Origin of the sequence: Sphingopyxis sp. (genome assembly GCF_036675685.1) — a bacterium.
GTDB lineage: Bacteria > Pseudomonadota > Alphaproteobacteria > Sphingomonadales > Sphingomonadaceae > Sphingopyxis.
Window position 1 is genome coordinate 1 of the sequence record NZ_JAKFEM010000022.1, and the last position, 16,515, is coordinate 16,515.

General features: G+C 64.7%; 18 protein-coding genes. 10 read left to right on the plus strand and 8 right to left on the minus strand.

What is annotated here, in order from left to right:
* Positions 1 to 105, minus strand: a 105-nt coding sequence (locus V6M50_RS09380) for an entericidin A/B family lipoprotein (protein WP_443030499.1), incomplete at its 3' end; no start/stop codon positions are given.
* 228 nt (positions 106 to 333) lie between these two features.
* Positions 334 to 1,788 carry a magnesium transporter gene (gene mgtE, locus V6M50_RS09385; RefSeq protein ID WP_443030497.1) on the minus strand — a complete coding sequence of 485 codons (1,455 nt, stop codon included), beginning with the start codon at positions 1,786 to 1,788 and terminating at the stop codon, positions 334 to 336.
* Positions 1,789 to 1,959: 171 nt separating this feature from the next.
* Here mgtE and V6M50_RS09390 point away from each other — a divergent pair, with 171 nt between their 5' ends.
* The gene (locus V6M50_RS09390) at positions 1,960 to 2,409 is read left to right on the plus strand and encodes a peptidylprolyl isomerase (protein WP_332818295.1); all 450 of its coding nucleotides are present in this window, start codon (positions 1,960 to 1,962) and stop codon (positions 2,407 to 2,409) included.
* A gap of 35 nt (positions 2,410 to 2,444) precedes the next feature.
* Here the strand turns inward: V6M50_RS09390 and V6M50_RS09395 are convergent, their stop codons facing one another.
* Positions 2,445 to 3,578, minus strand: coding sequence for an NAD(P)H-dependent flavin oxidoreductase (locus tag V6M50_RS09395; RefSeq protein ID WP_332818296.1), 1,134 nt, complete (start codon positions 3,576 to 3,578; stop codon positions 2,445 to 2,447).
* Positions 3,579 to 3,682: 104 nt separating this feature from the next.
* On the opposite strand from V6M50_RS09395, the gene nadC reads away from it, so the two are divergent.
* The 3 genes from nadC to V6M50_RS09410 all read left to right on the plus strand — a co-directional run bounded on the left by nadC (position 3,683) and on the right by V6M50_RS09410 (position 5,704).
* Entirely contained in the window at positions 3,683 to 4,531 is an 849-nt protein-coding gene (nadC, locus tag V6M50_RS09400) for a carboxylating nicotinate-nucleotide diphosphorylase (protein WP_332818297.1), read from the plus strand.
* A 157-nt stretch (positions 4,532 to 4,688) separates the two neighbouring features.
* Entirely contained in the window at positions 4,689 to 5,396 is a 708-nt protein-coding gene (locus V6M50_RS09405) for a ribonuclease T2 family protein (protein WP_332818298.1), read from the plus strand.
* A gap of 83 nt (positions 5,397 to 5,479) precedes the next feature.
* A complete protein-coding gene (locus tag V6M50_RS09410; RefSeq protein ID WP_332818299.1) occupies positions 5,480 to 5,704 on the plus strand; it encodes a hypothetical protein in 225 nt (74 codons plus the stop codon).
* 2 nt (positions 5,705 to 5,706) lie between these two features.
* On the opposite strand, the gene V6M50_RS09415 is transcribed toward V6M50_RS09410, so the two are convergent.
* Complete coding sequence (locus tag V6M50_RS09415; RefSeq protein ID WP_332818300.1) at positions 5,707 to 7,002, minus strand: MFS transporter; 1,296 nt, start codon at positions 7,000 to 7,002, stop codon at positions 5,707 to 5,709.
* A 144-nt stretch (positions 7,003 to 7,146) separates the two neighbouring features.
* Between V6M50_RS09415 and pgsA the strand changes: the two genes are divergently transcribed.
* From pgsA to V6M50_RS09430, 3 genes are read left to right on the plus strand one after another with little or no spacing between them, the layout of a single operon-like run.
* The gene (gene pgsA / locus V6M50_RS09420; RefSeq protein ID WP_332818301.1) at positions 7,147 to 7,719 is read left to right on the plus strand and encodes a CDP-diacylglycerol--glycerol-3-phosphate 3-phosphatidyltransferase; all 573 of its coding nucleotides are present in this window, start codon (positions 7,147 to 7,149) and stop codon (positions 7,717 to 7,719) included.
* A 7-nt stretch (positions 7,720 to 7,726) separates the two neighbouring features.
* Positions 7,727 to 7,984: a molybdopterin converting factor subunit 1 gene (gene moaD / locus V6M50_RS09425; protein ID WP_332818302.1), complete on the plus strand. Its 258-nt coding sequence runs from the start codon at positions 7,727 to 7,729 to the stop codon at positions 7,982 to 7,984.
* Positions 7,981 to 8,427 (plus strand): molybdenum cofactor biosynthesis protein MoaE, encoded by a 447-nt coding sequence (locus V6M50_RS09430; protein WP_332818303.1) that lies wholly within the window; start codon positions 7,981 to 7,983, stop codon positions 8,425 to 8,427. The genes moaD and V6M50_RS09430 overlap by 4 nt, the downstream gene beginning before the upstream one ends.
* 145 nt (positions 8,428 to 8,572) lie before the next feature.
* On the opposite strand, the gene V6M50_RS09435 is transcribed toward V6M50_RS09430, so the two are convergent.
* Entirely contained in the window at positions 8,573 to 9,478 is a 906-nt protein-coding gene (locus V6M50_RS09435) for a hydrogen peroxide-inducible genes activator (RefSeq protein ID WP_332818304.1), read from the minus strand.
* 137 nt (positions 9,479 to 9,615) lie between these two features.
* Between V6M50_RS09435 and V6M50_RS09440 the strand changes: the two genes are divergently transcribed.
* Positions 9,616 to 10,083: a hypothetical protein gene (locus tag V6M50_RS09440; protein ID WP_332818305.1), complete on the plus strand. Its 468-nt coding sequence runs from the start codon at positions 9,616 to 9,618 to the stop codon at positions 10,081 to 10,083.
* Positions 10,084 to 10,183: 100 nt separating this feature from the next.
* Here the strand turns inward: V6M50_RS09440 and trmFO are convergent, their stop codons facing one another.
* Entirely contained in the window at positions 10,184 to 11,530 is a 1,347-nt protein-coding gene (gene trmFO / locus V6M50_RS09445; protein ID WP_332818306.1) for a methylenetetrahydrofolate--tRNA-(uracil(54)-C(5))-methyltransferase (FADH(2)-oxidizing) TrmFO, read from the minus strand.
* Between the two features lie 75 nt (positions 11,531 to 11,605).
* Between trmFO and V6M50_RS09450 the strand changes: the two genes are divergently transcribed.
* Positions 11,606 to 12,277, plus strand: coding sequence for a lysoplasmalogenase family protein (locus V6M50_RS09450; RefSeq protein WP_332818307.1), 672 nt, complete (start codon positions 11,606 to 11,608; stop codon positions 12,275 to 12,277).
* Here V6M50_RS09450 and V6M50_RS09455 read toward each other — a convergent pair.
* Complete coding sequence (locus V6M50_RS09455; RefSeq protein ID WP_332818308.1) at positions 12,274 to 13,128, minus strand: TauD/TfdA dioxygenase family protein; 855 nt, start codon at positions 13,126 to 13,128, stop codon at positions 12,274 to 12,276. The two genes, V6M50_RS09450 and V6M50_RS09455, sit on opposite strands and share 4 nt — an antisense overlap.
* Positions 13,129 to 13,269: 141 nt before the next feature.
* On the opposite strand from V6M50_RS09455, the gene V6M50_RS09460 reads away from it, so the two are divergent.
* Positions 13,270 to 14,259, plus strand: a complete 990-nt coding sequence (locus tag V6M50_RS09460; protein WP_332818309.1) for an MBL fold metallo-hydrolase — start codon at positions 13,270 to 13,272, stop codon at positions 14,257 to 14,259.
* Positions 14,260 to 14,316: 57 nt separating this feature from the next.
* Here V6M50_RS09460 and V6M50_RS09465 read toward each other — a convergent pair whose 3' ends face one another.
* On the minus strand, positions 14,317 to 16,386 hold the full coding sequence (locus tag V6M50_RS09465) for an amidohydrolase family protein (protein ID WP_332818310.1): 2,070 nt from the start codon (positions 16,384 to 16,386) through the stop codon (positions 14,317 to 14,319).
* Positions 16,387 to 16,515: the final 129 nt, after the last annotated feature.

Genomic DNA, 16,515 nt, shown 5'->3' on the forward strand with positions numbered 1-16,515 from the left:
TTGACCGACAGATTCGATGTCGCGACCGGCACCCTTTACCGTGTTGCAGCCAGCGACCAGAAAGCTTGCCATCAGGGCGAGAAGGATTGCGCGGTAACTCGTCATATTTCTACCTCTCAGGATGTGGTGCAAAATGGCCCGGCACGCTTTCGAGGGGGGGGAGGGAATGCGGGCCGGGCCAATGTTGCTGAGCAGCGCTGCGGGGGGGCGATGACCGCTGCTCGAATGGAAAACGACCGGAGCGGCGGATAAGTTCCAAAAAAATATCGCCGTTGCGAAATTTTTTTCGTCCATCCGAAAGCCATAAAATCCTGATGGGATTCCAGGGGCTTATTAGCCCATCGTGGTCAGCCCGCTGAGCACGGCAAGGCCGAGGAAGGCCAGAAAGCCCATAGAATCTGTCGTCATGGTGACGAAAATCGAACTCGCGACCGCGGGATCCTGATCGAGCCGGTCGAGCAGCAGCGGGATGGCAACCCCCGCGACGCCCGCCACAAATATGTTCACGACCATCGCCGCGGCGATGACCGCGCCGAGCTGCGGATTGCCGAACCATAGCGCGGTGGCGGTCCCCGCGATCAGCGCGATCGTCCCGCCATTCAGCAGCGCGATCTTCATTTCGCGCCAGATCGCGCGCCAGCTGTTCGAATCGGTGAGCTGGTTCATCGCGAGCGCGCGCACGGTGACCGCCAGCGTCTGCGTTCCCGCATTGCCGCCGACGCCGGCCACGATCGGCATCAGCGCCGCCAATGCGACCATCTGCTCGATCGCACCGCCGAAAAATCCGACGATCGAAGAAGCCAGCAGCGCGGTGCCCAGATTGGCGACCAGCCAGCGCACGCGCGCGCTATAGGTTTCGCGGATCGGTTCGTTGATGTCGCCATCGCCCGCGCCCGACAGGCGCAAGATGTCCTCGCCCGCTTCTTCCTGGATGATGTGGACGACGTCATCGACTGTGATCATCCCGACCAGCCGGCCCGCCCTGTCGATGACGGCGGCCGAGATCAGCGCATATTTCTGGAACCGCAGCGCGACCTCTTCTTGGTCCATGTCGACCGGGATCAGCGTCTGTTCGCGCTTCATCACGTCGCTGATCGCAATGTCGCGCGGAGTGCGCAAAATCCAGCTGAGCTGGCAAGAACCCACCGGGCGGTGCATCGGATCGACGACGAAAATTTCCCAGAAATCGGTCGTCAGGTCGACATCTTCGCGCAGCCGGTCGATGACATCGCCAACGGTCACATGCTCGGGCACCGCAACCAGATCGCGCTGCATCAGGCGGCCGGCTGATTCCTCGGGGAAAGAAAGGGCGTCCTCGATCGCGGCGCGATCTTCGGGCTCCATCGCGTCGAGCACCGCCTGCTGCTCGTCGGCCTCCATATCCTCGATGATCGCGACGGCATCGTCGGTATCGAGTTCGGATGCGAGTTCGGCAACCTGTTCGGGGGCGAGAAGATCGATGAGCTCTTCGCGCACATAATCGTTCATTTCCGCCAGAACGTCGGCGGAGAGCATGTCGCCGAGCACGGCGGCGAGCATCGGGCGCTCGTCGGGGCGCGCAAGTTCGAACAGGTCGGCGATGTCGGCGGGGTGGAGGCGCCCGATGCGTTCGCGCGCGGCTTCGCCTTCGCCGGCTTCTGCCAAATCGATGACGTCGCGAACGAATTCGGGCTTCAGTCGATCGTCTTCGTCCAGCTCGGTCTCGGTTTCGCGCATGGGCTGCTCGCGATCGCGGTCGTCGGTGATGACGCTATCTTCGGGGGGCAGGGAATCTTCGCGTTTATCCATCGCGCGGTCCTCCCTGTTTTGTGCGGCGCTGGTCGCCGGCGGGCCGTGCCTTCCCCTAGTGCCGGCGCCGGCAGATGGCAACGCCGCGACGCCATTTTGCGCATTTAATGCGTGGCTTTGGCGATCCGTCCAGCTATGGGACCGCCAAACCTAAAATGCAGGAGTCATAATATGTCCGACCAGACCCTCACCCTTTCGCTGTCGACCGGCGATGTCGTCATCCGCCTGCGCCCCGACCTGGCGCCCAAGCATGTCGAACGCATCACGAGCCTCGCGAGCGAAGGCTTTTACGACGATGTCGTTTTCCACCGCGTGATCCCCGGCTTCATGGCGCAGGGCGGCGATCCGACCGGCACCGGCATGGGCGGCAGCCAGCTTCCCGACCTGCCGCAGGAATTCAGCAGCGAACCGCACGTTCGCGGTGTTTGCTCGATGGCGCGCGCGCAGAACCCGAACAGCGCGAACAGCCAGTTCTTCATTTGCTTCGACGACGCGCGCTTCCTCGACAACCAGTATACCGTGTGGGGCGAAGTGATCGAAGGCATGGACGCTATCGACGCGCTGCCGAAGGGCGAACCGCCGCGCGAACCGGGCAAGATCGTCAAGGCGACCGTCAGCTGATTTCCAAGTCCCCGCTTCGGCGGGGACTTTTTTGCCTAGTCGTCGATAAAGCCGTTCAACCGCTCGCAGGCGGCAATCCAGTCTTCCTTGAACGCCTGGACGACCTGTCCGGCGCCCATCGCCTCGTTCATCAGGCCGACGCCCTGGCCGACCCAATAGGTCGCGAGCGCCTTTGCGCCTTCGTGGCCGCCTTCGGACAATTTATCGACCTTGCGCAGCGCGGGTTCGCTGACCAGCGACTGCAGCGGCATCGGCAGTGGTTTGGGCGCACCCTCGGCTTCCCATGCGTCGGTCCAGGGTGAACGCAGCTGGCGCGATGGCTTGCCCGTGCGGCTCTTCGAGCGCACCGTGTCGCGCGACGAGGCCGCGAGCATTTTTTCCTTCACGACCGGATTGGTCTCGGCCTCGGCGGTGGTGAGCCATACCGATCCGGTCCACGCGCCATGCGCGCCCATCGCCATCGCGGCCGCCATCTGCCGCCCGGTGACGATGCCGCCCGCGGCGAGAATCGGCGTGTTCGCGCCGACGGCTTCGACGGCTGCCGCGACCTCGGGCACCAGCACCATCGTCGCGACCTCGCCGCAATGACCGCCCGCCTCGCCGCCCGCGACGACAAGGATGTCGACGCCGGCGCGCACCTGCGTCAGCGCGTGATCGCGCGTGCCGACCAGCGCCGCGACGGGGACATCGTGCCGCTTGCCGAGTTCGAGCATCAGTGGCGGCGGGACACCCAGCGCATTGGCGATCAGCTTGATCGGGTGGCGAAAGGCGACCTCGAGCAGCTTCGCCGTGCCATCCTCGCGCATATTGTCGCCAAGGCTGCTGCGCGTCGCGGTGGGCAGGGCAAGGTCGCCGTCGCCGACGCCATGCTTTTCAAGCAGGCTTGCGACGAAGGCCTTATGCTCGTCGGGGATCGGCGGCAGCGCGGCCTTTTCGTCGCCCTTGCCGGCGAAGCTGTTGGGGACGATCAGGTCTACGCCATAGGGACGCCCACCGATATGCTGGTCGATCCACGCCAGTTCTTCCTCGAGCCGTTCGGGCGGCAGCGACGCGGCGCCGAACACGCCCATGCCGCCGGCTTTCGACACCGCGACGACGACGTCGCGGCAATGCGAGAAGGCGAGCAGCGGGAATTCGATGCCGAGCATGGCGCAGATGGGGGATTGCATTGGGCCTCTCCGATGTTGGCTAAGTTGCCACGTAGCGTGCATGTCAGCGCTAGTTTACGTAAACGTCAAGTTGATTTGCTGGCCCCGCGGATTATCGCAGGGGCATGACCCAATTTTCCCTGCCCGATTTCGACCTCGATGCCTTCGTTCGCGCCACCTTGGCCGAGGATCTGGGGGCGGGGGGCGATATTACCTCGATGGCGGTGATTCCCGCCGGCGCGCGTTTTGGCGGGGTGATGGACAGCCGTGACGCGATCACCGTCGCGGGGCTGCCGATCGCCGAACGTTTCTTTCGTGCGCTCGAACCTGCCATGGAGATCGAGATTTTGGTTGAGGAGGGGGCGCAGGTTGCGTCCGGAAGCGACCTGATGCGCCTGTCGGGCAATGCCCGCGCGATGCTGACCGCCGAGCGGTCGGCGCTCAACACCGTGCAGCATCTGTCGGGCATCGCGACGATGACGCGGCAATATGTCGATGCGCTCGCCGGAACCGGCGCGACTTTGCTCGATACGCGCAAGACGATTCCGGGCCTGCGGGTGCTGGAGAAATATGCGACGCGTATGGGCGGTGCGACCAACCACCGAATGGGATTGTGGGACGCGGCGATGATCAAGGATAATCATGTCGCGGTCGCCGGCTCGGTCGAGGAAGCGGTGCGCCGCGCCGTCGCGGCGGGAATCGAAAGCATCATCGTCGAAGTCGATCGGGTCGAACAGGTCACGCCCGCGCTGGATGCCGGGGCGACGCACCTGCTGCTCGACAATATGGACCTCGACGAATTGCGCGCATCCGTTGCGATCGTCGATGGGAAGGTGCCGACCGAGGCGTCGGGCGGGGTGCGGCTCGATACGATCCGCGCCATCGGCGAGACGGGCGTGACCTATGTGTCGGTCGGGCGCCTGACCCAATCGGCGCCGGCGGCCGACGTCGGGCTCGATTTTGCGCTGGTTTAGATTGCCGGTCTCATCAATCCGTTTGCCCTGAGCTTGTCGAAGCCTGTCCTGAGCGCCTGCAAGGCAGTCGAAGGGGGCCGTCCTTTTTCTTGATTCCACGGCGAAAGGAAGAACGGTGCTTCGACAAACTCAGCACGAACGGAAGAGAGGGGGGCTCATGGTCGCTCTTGCGGTGCTATTCGCTCCCACCGCAGCCCACGCCCAGGCACTGGCGTGCAACATCCCCGACCGGATTCCTGTCCCGCGCCTCGAACAACCCAAGCGCGGCGAATCCGTGCGCAAGCCCAAAACGACGGGCTATCTTCTCAGCATGAGCTGGTCGCCGCAGCATTGCATCGACGTGCGCAATCCGCACGATGCGCGCGATCGTTTCCAATGCTCGGGAGAGAATGGCCGCTTTGGCTGGGTGCTCCACGGCCTGTGGCCCGAAAGTGATACGCCCGGCTATCCGCAATGGTGCCGGCCAGCCAAGATCGTGCCGCAGCCGGTGCTGCGCAAACATATGTGCATGACGCCCTCGGCGCAGCTGCTCCAGCACGAATGGGCGAAGCATGGCACCTGCATGAGCCCGCACCCCGCCGCCTATTTCCGTTCCGCCGACATCCTGTTCCGCGCGGTGCGCTTTCCCGACATGAAGGCGCTGGCAGCGAAACCGCAGACCGCGGGCAGGGTTCGCCGCGCCTTTGCCGCCGCCAATCCGGGCGTTTCGGAACCGATGATCGCGGTCTCGGTGGATCGGAAAGGTTGGCTCGACGAAGTGCGATTGTGCCTGGGGCCGCGGATGCGGCCGCAGCGTTGCAAGCCCTTTCAGGCAGGGGCTGGCGACCGGAAATCCGTGCGCGTCCGACCCATGCCCGATGGTTGAGCGGCGTCCCGCTTTGGTACGCGCCGGTTGTTAACGATCTTTTAACCTTACCGAGAAGTTAAGAACGGCATAGCTTGCCGGGCATGGACTCGGACAATCATATCGACATTCGTCGCCTCGTCCGCGCGCATGGTGCGCGGCAGCTGACCATTGCCCGGCTGCGCGCGCCCGCGGACTGGGAGGGGGAGTTGCGGTCGGCGCTCGCGGCGCATCGCGAGCCCGCGTCGATTTTCGCGGGCAGCGACCTTCGCCTGTTTGTCCAGAGTTTCGCGATGTTCTTTACCGCGACGATGATGTTCCTGCTTTAGGGTCAGTCGCAGGCGCGGTGCAGCTTTACCGCGAGCCATGCGGACATCAGGCACATCACCGCGCTCATCAGCAGCTGGTCGACGACGCCGACTCCGGCGAAACCCAGCCCGATCGCGAGCAGCGACCCCGCGACCATCGCGCCCGAATTGACGATATTATTCGCCGCAACGGTGCGCGCCGTCTGGTCCTTGGGGACGGTGGTCGTGAGGAAAGCATAGAGCGGCACGACGAACATGCCGCCGCTGATCGCGATGCCGAGCAGGCTGGCCAGCAGCGGATAGACGTCGGCGTGACCCAGGAATCCGTCGATGCCGTACATCGCACCCGACGGGTCATGCTCCCAGTTTCGGCACACCCAATAAAAGGCGAGGACGAAAACGCCCATGACGATGACGCTGGCGGGGCTGTAACGCGCCGAAACCTGTCCTTTGAGCAGGCGATTGACTGCGACCGAGCCGATCGCGATGCCGATCGAGAAGACCGCGAGGAAAAGGCTCGCGACGCTCTTGTCGGCATGGAGGATATTCTTCACCAGCGGCGGGAACTGGATGAACAGCACCGCGCCGATCGTCCAGAAAAAGCTGATCGACAGGATCGCGAGGTAGAGGCGCGGGATGTGCATCGTCCCGCGAACGAGCGCGATCGACGAGCGGACGATGTGCCAGTCGATACCGGTTTCCTCATGCTGAGGCGGCGCCGGCGGCACCTTGCGCCCGGTCCAATAACCGAGGGCAGCGATGAGGACGACGGCGAGCGCGGCCCACTCGACATCGATCACGCCCGCGAGGATGGTCCCCGCGAGGATCGCGATATAGGTGCCTGCCTCGACCAGGCCGGTGCCCGCCAGCACTTCGTCGCTTTGGAGATGCTGCGGCAGGATCGCATATTTGATCGGGCCGAAGAAGGTCGAGTGGATCCCCATCGCGAAAAGCGCGAGCAACATCAGCGGGATGGCGACGACATGCACCGCCCAGCCCATCCAGGCGAGGACGAGCCCGGCCCCGCCGACGACCATGATCAATATCTCGCAGAATTTGACGATGCGGATAATCCGCGCCTTGTCGCGCGTGTCGGCGAGCTGCCCGGCGAGCGCCGAGAGCAGGAAAAAGGGCAGGATGAACAGGCCCGTCGCAACCGCGCTGAACGCCGTTTCCGACGCCTCGTCGTTGAACACGCCATAGACGACGAACAACACCATCGCGTTCTTGAACAGGTTGTCGTTGAACGCGCCGAGCAGCTGGGTGACGAAAAGGGGCAGGAACCGGCGTTGCTTCAACAGCGCAAAGGTGCCGGTCATGCGTGGTCCAATCTCTTCAGCATTGTTCGTTACCACGCGATCCGCGGGCAATTCGGTTGTCGCCCCGGGGGCTTATCGGCTAGGGCGGATGCGGTCAAAGGCCATTTTGGCACATGCGCGCCATCGCGGCGGGAATCAGGGGTCATGCTCAGTCTTCCGAACATTCTGACATTGTCGCGAATATTGGCGGTGCCCATCCTGCTGTTCCTGCTGTGGCCCGGGGTGGTCGAAGGGTCGCACCAGCCGAAGCCGATCGACTACGCGCTCGCCTTCGGCCTCTACTGCCTGATGGGCATTACCGATTATTTTGACGGCTATGTTGCACGCTCACGCGGCATCGTGTCGCGGCTGGGCGCGTTCCTCGATCCGATCGCCGACAAGATCATGATTGCGGCGGTCATCCTGCTGCTCGTCTTTACCCGCGATATTACCGGTTACCACGTCGTCGCGGCGCTGATGATCCTGCTGCGCGAGATCATCGTGTCGGGCTTACGCGAATTCCTTGCGACGCTGCAGGTGTCGATGCCGGTGACCCAGCTCGCCAAATGGAAAACGACATTCCAGCTCGTCGCGTTCGGCGCGCTGATCCTCGCCGGCGCGCTGCCGGCGATGGCATGGATCAAGACCGTCGGGCTCGCCTCGCTATGGGGCGCCGCGGTGCTGACGCTGATTACCGGCTGGGATTATCTGCGCGTTGGCCTGAAACATATGGATTGAATATTCGATGGTCATGGACATCGCCTATTTCGCCTGGGTACGCGAACGGATGGGGATCGCCGATGAGACGATCGACGTTCCCGCGGGCATCGCCGATGTCGGCGCGCTGATCGCATGGCTGGCCGCGCGCGACGCGCGCGGGGCGCTCGCTTTTGCCGAACCGCACCGCATCCGTGCCGCGATCGACGGCGTGATGATGGGCCCCGATGCACCGCTTGTCGGCGTACGCGAGGTCGCGCTGTTCCCGCCGGTGACGGGCGGATGATCCGCGTCGCGGTCCAGCCGGAGGCGATCGATATCGCCGGCGAACTCGACCTGCATGACGCGGGCGGGCATGGCGCGAGCGCCAGCTTTATCGGGCGCGTGCGCGGCGACGGCGACCTGGTCGAACTGTTCCTCGACCATCACCCTGCGATGACCGAAGCGGGGCTGGCCGACCTTGGCCATGCCGCGGCCGACCGCTGGCGGCTTGCGGCGCTGACGCTGGTCCACCGCGTCGGCGCGATGGTGCCCGGCGACACCATCGTGTTCGTCCTCGCGAGCAGCCCGCATCGCGCCGAGGCGCTGGCGGCGTGCGAGTTTCTGATCGACCGGCTGAAGACCGACGTGATGCTTTGGAAGCGCGAGACCTTCGCCGACGGGCGCGTCGAATGGGTCGAGCCGCGCGAGGGCGATCAGGGCCGCGCGGAGCGGTGGGCTGAGCGATAGCAAGAACCCGTTTGTCCCGAGGAGGGACTGAGCCTTGGCGAAGGCCCATCTCGAAGGACCGCTGCGCTGGCGTCCTTCGAGACGCCATTTCGACAAGCTCAATGGCTCCTCGGGATAAACGGGTTCTTGATTAGCCCTTGTTGGCTCAATCCCCCTGATGCTTGCGGAAAATATCCGCCAGCATCCGGAATTCCTCGGCGCGTGGGCTGCCTTTGCGCCACACCAGCGCGATCGTGCGCCAGTCATGCTCCGAATCGAGCGGCCGGGTGTCGATGTCGGTATGGTCGAGAATGCCCGCCTCGATCGCCATTTGCGGCAACATCGTGATGCCCAGGCCATTGTCGACCATCTGCACCAGCGTGTGCAGCGACGTGCCCATCATCCGCGCCCCGGCGCGCAGTTCGGGCCGGTTGCACGCGGCAAGGACATGATCCTTCAGGCAATGGCCATCCTCGAGCATCAGCATCTGCGCCGGGTCGATCTGGTCGGCGCTGACCATCGCAGGCAGGTCTTCGGACTGGTCGCCCGGGAAGGCGACGAACAGCGCGTCGTCGAACAGATTTTCGGCTTCGACGTCGCCGCAGCCATAGGGGAGCGCGAGGAGGACGCAGTCGACGGTGCCATGATGCAGCGATTCGCAGGCCTGCGCGCTAGGTTCTTCGCGAAGAAACAGCTTGAGCGACGGACGCTCCTTGCGCAGCCGCGGCAACAGGCCGGGGAGCAGGAAGGGCGCGATCGTCGGGATGACGCTCATGCGCAGCTCGCCGACGAGCGGCGCCGCGGCGGCAGCCGCCATATCGGCCAGTTCCTCGGCCTCGCGCAGCACGCGGTGCGCCTTTTCGACGATGGCGTTGCCGAGCCCGGTGAAGCGGACGACGCGGCGGGTGCGTTCTACGAGCGTCTGGCCGAGCAAGGTTTCCAGCTCGCGGATGCCGGCCGACAGCGTCGACTGGGTGACGTTGCAGCCATCGGCGGCGCGGCCGAAATGGCCATGTTCGTGCAGCGCGACGAGATATTGCATCTGCTTCAGCGAGGGGAGGTAATTGTGCATTGATCGGATATAGCAATTAGAGCGCCGATTTTGAATAACTTTACCGATTAAAATTCGAAACCAAAATGGCGACGTTTGTTGCCGCTGTCCGGCGCGTCGTGATAGCTAGTCCGATCAACCAGCGCGGAGGGGCGTGGATGGCAGTTTCCCGTTTTTTGATCGGCGGTGTGGCGAGCGCCTTGTTGCTGACCGGCGGCCTGTTCATGTGGAAGGGCTACACGCAGATCGTCGAGGAAGAGGTGCTTCCCGATCCGCCGCCGGCCTTGCCCGCGATCCCCGTTGCCGCCGCGGGCGCGCCCAAGCGCGGACCGGCGCCGCCGGCGCTGCCCGCCGCGAAGGAGGCTTCGCGCGAGGAGCGGCGCTTCAACCGCTTCGACCGCGACCGCAACGATCGCATCAGCCGCGTCGAACTGATGTCGTCGCGCACCGCGGCGTTCCGCAAGCTCGACAAGGATGGCAATAATCTGCTGACCTTCGAGGAATGGGCGGGGGCGACGGGGCAGCGCTTTGCCGGGGCCGATGGCGACAAGTCGGGTGACCTGACGCGCGTGGAGTTTGCGACGACGGCGCCGAAGCGGGCGGCAGTGGCGAAATGTAGCTGTTGAAAACACTTCGTCATTGCGAGCGGAGCGAAGCAATCCAGGGCGGCTTACGCCGGCTCTGGATTGCCGCGTCGCCTTCGGTTCCTCGCAATGACGAAGATGGTTAGGCGGCGACGCCCTCGGCTTGCCTGATCCACTCGGCGAGCGAGGCACCTGCGCGCGCGGTATAGCCGAGCTTGCGGTCCTTCTTGCGCACATCCTCCGCCAACGGCGGAAATAGCCCGAAATTGACGTTCATCGGCTGATAGCTCGCCGCGTCGGCGCCGCCGGTGATGTGGCCGAGCAGCGCGCCGAGCGCGGTGTCGGGCGGCGGCGGCGGCAGGTCGCGCCCCGCAAGCTCGGCGGCGGCGAAGCGCGCCGCGACGAGCCCGATCGCGGCGCTTTCGACATAGCCTTCGCAGCCGGTGATCTGCCCTGCGAAGCGGATATGCGGCGCCGATTTGAGGCGAAGCTGGGAGTCGAGCAGCTCGGGCGAGCGGATGAAGCTGTTGCGGTGGAGCCCGCCGAGGCGCGCGAATTCGGCCTTTTCGAGGCCGGGGATCGTGCGGAAGAGTTCGACCTGCGCGGCGTGCTTCAGCTTGGTCTGGAAGCCGACCATGTTCCACAGCGTGCCGAGCGCATTGTCCTGGCGGAGCTGGACCACCGCGTACGGCCATCTGCCGGTGCGCGGATTGTCGAGCCCGACGCCCTTCATCGGGCCGAAGCGCAAGGTTTCGGGGCCGCGCTCGGCCATCACCTCGATCGGCATGCAGCCCTCGAAATAGGGGGTGTCCTTTTCCCAATCCTTGAATTCGGTCTTGTCGCCGTCGACGAGCCCCTGGACGAAGGTGTGATACTGGTCCTTGTCCATCGGGCAGTTGATATAATCCTTGCCGTCGCCGATCGGCCCGACCTTGTCCCAGCGGCTCGCCATCCACGCGATGTCCATGTCGATGCTGTCGCGGTAGACGATCGGGGCGATGGCGTCGAAAAAGGCGAGCGCATCCTTGCCGGTTGCGGTCCCGATGCTCGAGGCGAGGCCGGCGGCGGTGAGCGGGCCGGTCGCGACGATCGTCAGGCCCTCGGTGGGCAGCGTGTCGATGCGTTCGCGGACGATGGTGATGTTGGGGTGCTCAGAGAGCGCGCGGGTGACGCCGCCCGAGAAGAGATCGCGGTCGACCGCGAGCGCCGAGCCCGCGGGGACCTTGTGCACATCGGCTTCGCGCATGATGATCGAGCCCAGCGTGCGCATTTCGCGGTGGAGCAGTCCGACGGCATTGCTGTCGCCGTCGTCGCTGCGGAAGCTGTTCGAGCAGACCATTTCGGCGAGCGCATCGCCCTGATGCGCGGGGGTCATATCGCCGCCACCGCGCATTTCGGACAGCCGAACGCGGAAACCCGCCTCGGCGAGCTGCCATGCGGCTTCGGATCCGGCGAGGCCGCCGCCGATGATGTGAATGTCGTGGCTCATTACCCATATCCGTTGACTTGCGACCAATCCGCCGCGCACTAGGCCGGTTGGAGACAAGATGCAAAGGGGGCGACGATGAGCGGGGAACTGGGTTGGGATCGCGCGCGCTGGCTGTGGCTGTTGGCACTGGTTGGCGGGATCAGCTTTTTCCTCGCGGTTTTCAAGCATTGGGATGGCCCGGCGATCTGGGCGTGGAAAACATCGGGGGTCGGCCTGCTCGCGCTGTGGGCGGCGGCCAATGCGCGAAGCACCGACGGCAAGTTGATTGCCGCCGCGCTGGCATTCGGCGCGTTCGGTGACTGGTTGCTCGACGCGGCCGGGATGCTGCCCGGGGCGGCCGCCTTTGCGACCGGCCACCTGATCGCGATCATCCTCTATATGCGCAACCGACGGCCCAGCCTGACCGCTTCGCAAAAGCTGCTCGGCTGGGTGCTCGTGCCGCTCGCGATCCTTATCGCCTGGGGGCTGACGCGCGGGGCCGAGGTGCACCAGATGGGCGCGGCGATCGCTTATACCGGCGGAGTCGCGATCATGGCGGCGACGGCGTGGACCAGCCGTTTTCCGCGCTATCGCACCGGGATCGGCGCGATGATGTTCCTCGCGAGCGACCTGTTCATCTTTGCGGGCGAGGGCGGCGCGCTGTCGAAGGACGTCACCATGTGGCTCGTCTGGCCGCTCTATTTCGCGGGGCAGGCGCTGATCGCGTGGGGTGTCGTCAGCACGCTATCGCGCGAGGCCAAAACCTAGCCATCCCACGCCGCGATCGTCGTGCGGTGGAGGAGGCGATCATGACCGTCGTAACCGCCGGTGGCACGGTGGAGCAGCGAGCGATTGTCCCACATGATCAGCATGTCGGGCTCCCACGCATGGCTGTAGCGAAACTCCTCGCGGCCTTGCCATTGCAGCAGCTCGTAGAGCAGCGGGAGCGCTTCCTTGTCGACCATGCCGTCGATGCCGATGATATAGCCGGCGCAGCCGAACAGGCCTTCGCGGCCGGTTTCGGGGTGCTTGCGGATGAAGGGGTGAAGCTGGGTCGCCATCGCGGCTTCGCCCGAACGGATGTCCATGCTGCGGCCGCGTGGTCCCTTTGGGTCGTTCGCACCGTACATGCCCGACGGCGCATAGCCGCCGCGCGCGCTGTGGATCGCCTGCTTGCCCTCGATCCGCTTGCGGAGGCTGTCGGGCATCGCATCGAGCGCGGCGTGCTGGTTCGCAAATTCGGTGTTGCCGCCGACGGGCGGGATGGTGATGCCGAAGAGGCAGGTGCCCGCGGGCGGACGCGCCTGAAAACTCCAGTCGCTGTGCCAGTTTTCGGCAAAGAGCGGCGAGGTTTCGTCGGCGCGGCGTTTGACCGCGATGACGTGGTCGCGGCCGGGGATGGGCTTGATGAAGGGATCTTCGCCGAAGCCGCCAAAATAGCGGGTGAAGCGTTCGAGATCGTCGTCGCTCAGCTTCTGGCCGGGGAAGGCGAGGATGTGATGGTCGAGCCATGCGGCGCGGATTTCGGCCACGATGGCGTCGTCGAGCGGCCGCGTCAGGTCGACGCCGGTCACGCGTGCACCGCACGCCTGACCGCTGGGGGTGATGGTAAGCATCATAGTGCGATGCTGCGCCGAATGCTTGGCGGGGTCAATTGGCAGCGGCTGGGCGCTATTAAGGCATTTAAAAAGAGCCACTTGTTGCTGGACGAATGGGGGCCATATCGGGATCGATCAACCGGATAGAGGCAGAGGCCCGACATGAGCGCGCGCAATCCATACTACCAGGGACCTGTCACGGATCATTTCGACGGAACGCGTTTTCTCAATCCCTTAGGCGAGCCCGAAACCGACAGGTCGCTCGGCGACCTCCTCCGGTGGCGCCGTACCGCTCCTAATAACCCGTGGCCCTCCTCGGTCGAAGTCGTATCCGTGGCTCCCGATACGAGAGTCGACGGCTTGCGCGTCACGATGGTCGGCCATGCAACGCTGCTGATCCAGATCGGCGGACTCAATATCCTGACCGATCCGGTCTGGTCGGATCGTGCCAGCCCGCTCTCCTTCGCCGGCCCTAAGCGCGTGACATCTCCCGGTATCGAGCTTGCGGATCTGCCACAGATCGACGCCATTTTACTCTCGCATAATCATTATGATCACCTCGACATGGCGACGCTGCGCGTTTTGCATGCCCGCCATGATCCGCTGATCATAACGCCTCTCGGCAACGACGTTATCATTCACAACAAGCTGCCGACCGCCCGGGTCGCGTCAGGTGATTGGGGCGATCATTTCGACATCGGCTCCGGAGCCAAGGCGCATATCGTTCCCGCGCTACACTGGTCGTCGCGCGGGCCGCGCGATCGCCGCATGGCGTTATGGGGCGGTTTCATGATCGAGGCAGCCGGGAAGCTGGTCTATTTTGCGGGCGATACGGGTTATGGCACCGGCGATATCTTCCGGGCGATACGGGCGCGATTTGGCGTGATCGACCTCGCAATTCTGCCGATCGGGGCCTATGATCCACGCTGGTTCATGGCCGCCCAGCATTGCAATCCAGAAGAGGCGATTCAGATCTTCGAAGACGTAGGCGCCAAGGCAGCGGTCGGCATGCATTGGGGCACGTTCAAGTTGACCGACGAGTCGCGAAAAGAGCCGGAAAGCCGCCTGGCGGCCGAATTGGCTGTGCGCGGAATCGAGCCGGCTCGTTTTGTCGCCATGCATCCCGCCGACGTCGCCGATTTTAGCCAGTGACGGGATGGAAAAGCGGGGCCGTGGATCAGGCCCAGGCTGACGAGGGGATGGCCGCCGTTACTTTGGTACACCGCTGTAGCCGGCAGCCTTCCGCAGGTCGGCGGCGTCCATGACATAACCATCGCTCACGACCGTAACGACGCGGCGGAGCGCGCCGAGGTCGGTCGAGGGATCGCCGTCGACCAGCACCATGTCGGCTTCCTTGCCCACCGCGATCGAGCCGGTGCGCTTGTCGGCGCCGACCACGCGTGCCGGGACGATGGTCGCGCTCTGGATTGCCTCGGCCGCGGTGAACCCGGCCTGCCGATAGATTTCGAGTTCGCGGATGAGTTCGATCCCCCAGCCGTCGGTGCCGGCGACAATCGTCACGCCCGCCTTGTGCAGCCTGCCGACCAGCTCGACCATTTTCGCATAGCTTTTGCGATAATCGTCGCGCGTCAGCCCTTCGACCAGCGGATAGCCGCCGGCGGTGAACACCGAGCGTTCGAGGACGGGGGAAATGATGCCCATATAGGGGGCATAGGCCGGTTGGGCTTTCCCGCCATCCTGCGTGAGCATACCTTCGAAGATGACGATCGTCGGATCGACGATTGTTTTCTTCCGGGCCAGATCGGCGACGAAGCCCGACATCAGGGGCGCGTCGAGATCGACGTCTTTGAAATAGCGCGCCGGCCCCTCGACGCGCTGCCGCGTGTTCGCCTTGTCGATCACCTCGCGGGGCATCGACTCCATCACCACGAAATTGAGGTGGGTGAGCTCGTCATAGCCCGCGGCGACGGCTTCGCTCGGCTTCATCGTGGCGGGGACGTGGCCATGGACATGCAGGCCGAGGCGGTGCGCTTCGGCTGCGGCGGGGGCGATCCAGGCCGGATTCATCGAGGTGTAGAATTTGACGCCCCACAGGCCGGCCGCCTTGATCCGCCGCACGGCGGCGATGGCCTTTTCGGCGCTGCTGACCACCTCGGCGCCCTGCGCCGCCAGCGGATCCTTCTTGTCGATGATGGCCGAGATGAATGGCTCGCCCATCAACAAGCTGCCATCGGCGCGGCGCTTGGTTGCCTCGACCGCGCGATCCAGGTTCGTGCCGGGACTGCGGAAGCTGGTAATCCCGTTGGCCATGTTCGAAAGCACGTCCCAATCGTCGCCGATGTGGAGGTGGCTGTCCCAGATGCCCGGCACCAACGTCTTGCCGCGCCCGTCGATGACCTGCGCGCCGGCCGGGGCTTTTAGCGATCCGGCCGCGCCAATGGCGGCGATCTTGCCATCGCGTGCGAGCACCGACCGGCTGGCAATAAACGCACCCTTGTCGGCGTCGAACAGCTGGACATTGTCGAACAACACGGGGGCTTTGGCGGCGGGCGAGAGGAAGCGCTTGGCGATGCCGGCGACTGCTTCGGCCGTCGCCTTGTCCTGCGTGTTGCGCAGCTGCTTCAGCGCGCCCTCATATCCCGCCGGGATCACCGAGATGAAGCTGATGTCGGCGAAATAGCGTTTGTTCTCGTCGAGCCAGACCGGATACGGCGACGGGAGTATGCCGCTGACGAACGCGAGCTGGACTTTTTTGGGGCCGCCGGGCCCCTGAATAGTCTGCGTCGCGCCGAAGGCCATGCGGCCCTTGCCGCTCGGCAGGAAATTCAGCCCGGCATCGCCCGCCGCGGCGAGCGCGTCGATCAGCGGGGCATTCGCAATGCCGACGCCGCCGGCCGGGATATACCAGCCGCCAGCCGGAGCCTCGCCCGAGTCGGTTGCCGTCTTCCAGGTTGCGCGGCCGTTCGCGACGCGAAAATCTTCGGCTGCGTCGCCCGAAGTAGTGACGCCGCGGACGGTCAGCGCCTCGATCGCGCCGCCGCGCCCGAAGGTGGTGACCTGATCCATTTCGGTAATCCAGCCGCGCAGCTCCTGCGACCAGCGATAGGCGGTGCGGCCATCGGGGAGCTGCCAGCGCCACTGGCTGCCATGCTGGCCGGCTTCGGACACGACCACATAATGGACCGCGTCGGCGGGCGGCTTCAGCAGTTGCTCCTTGGGAACAGGCTTCGATTGTTCGACGGGGGCGGCTTCGTCATGGGCGTAGACGGGGCCGGATGCGGCAGAGGCCAGCAGGGCAGCGATCAAAACGAGGCGCATCTTCTATTTCCCCCATGAGCGGACGGTTGCAACGCCCGACGGTGGTAGAAGCATTTCGGCGCGCGAAGCAAGATGCGACCAACGGCCGAAAGCGCTCGTTCAACGGGATTGTCGCTGGCGTCTTGGCCG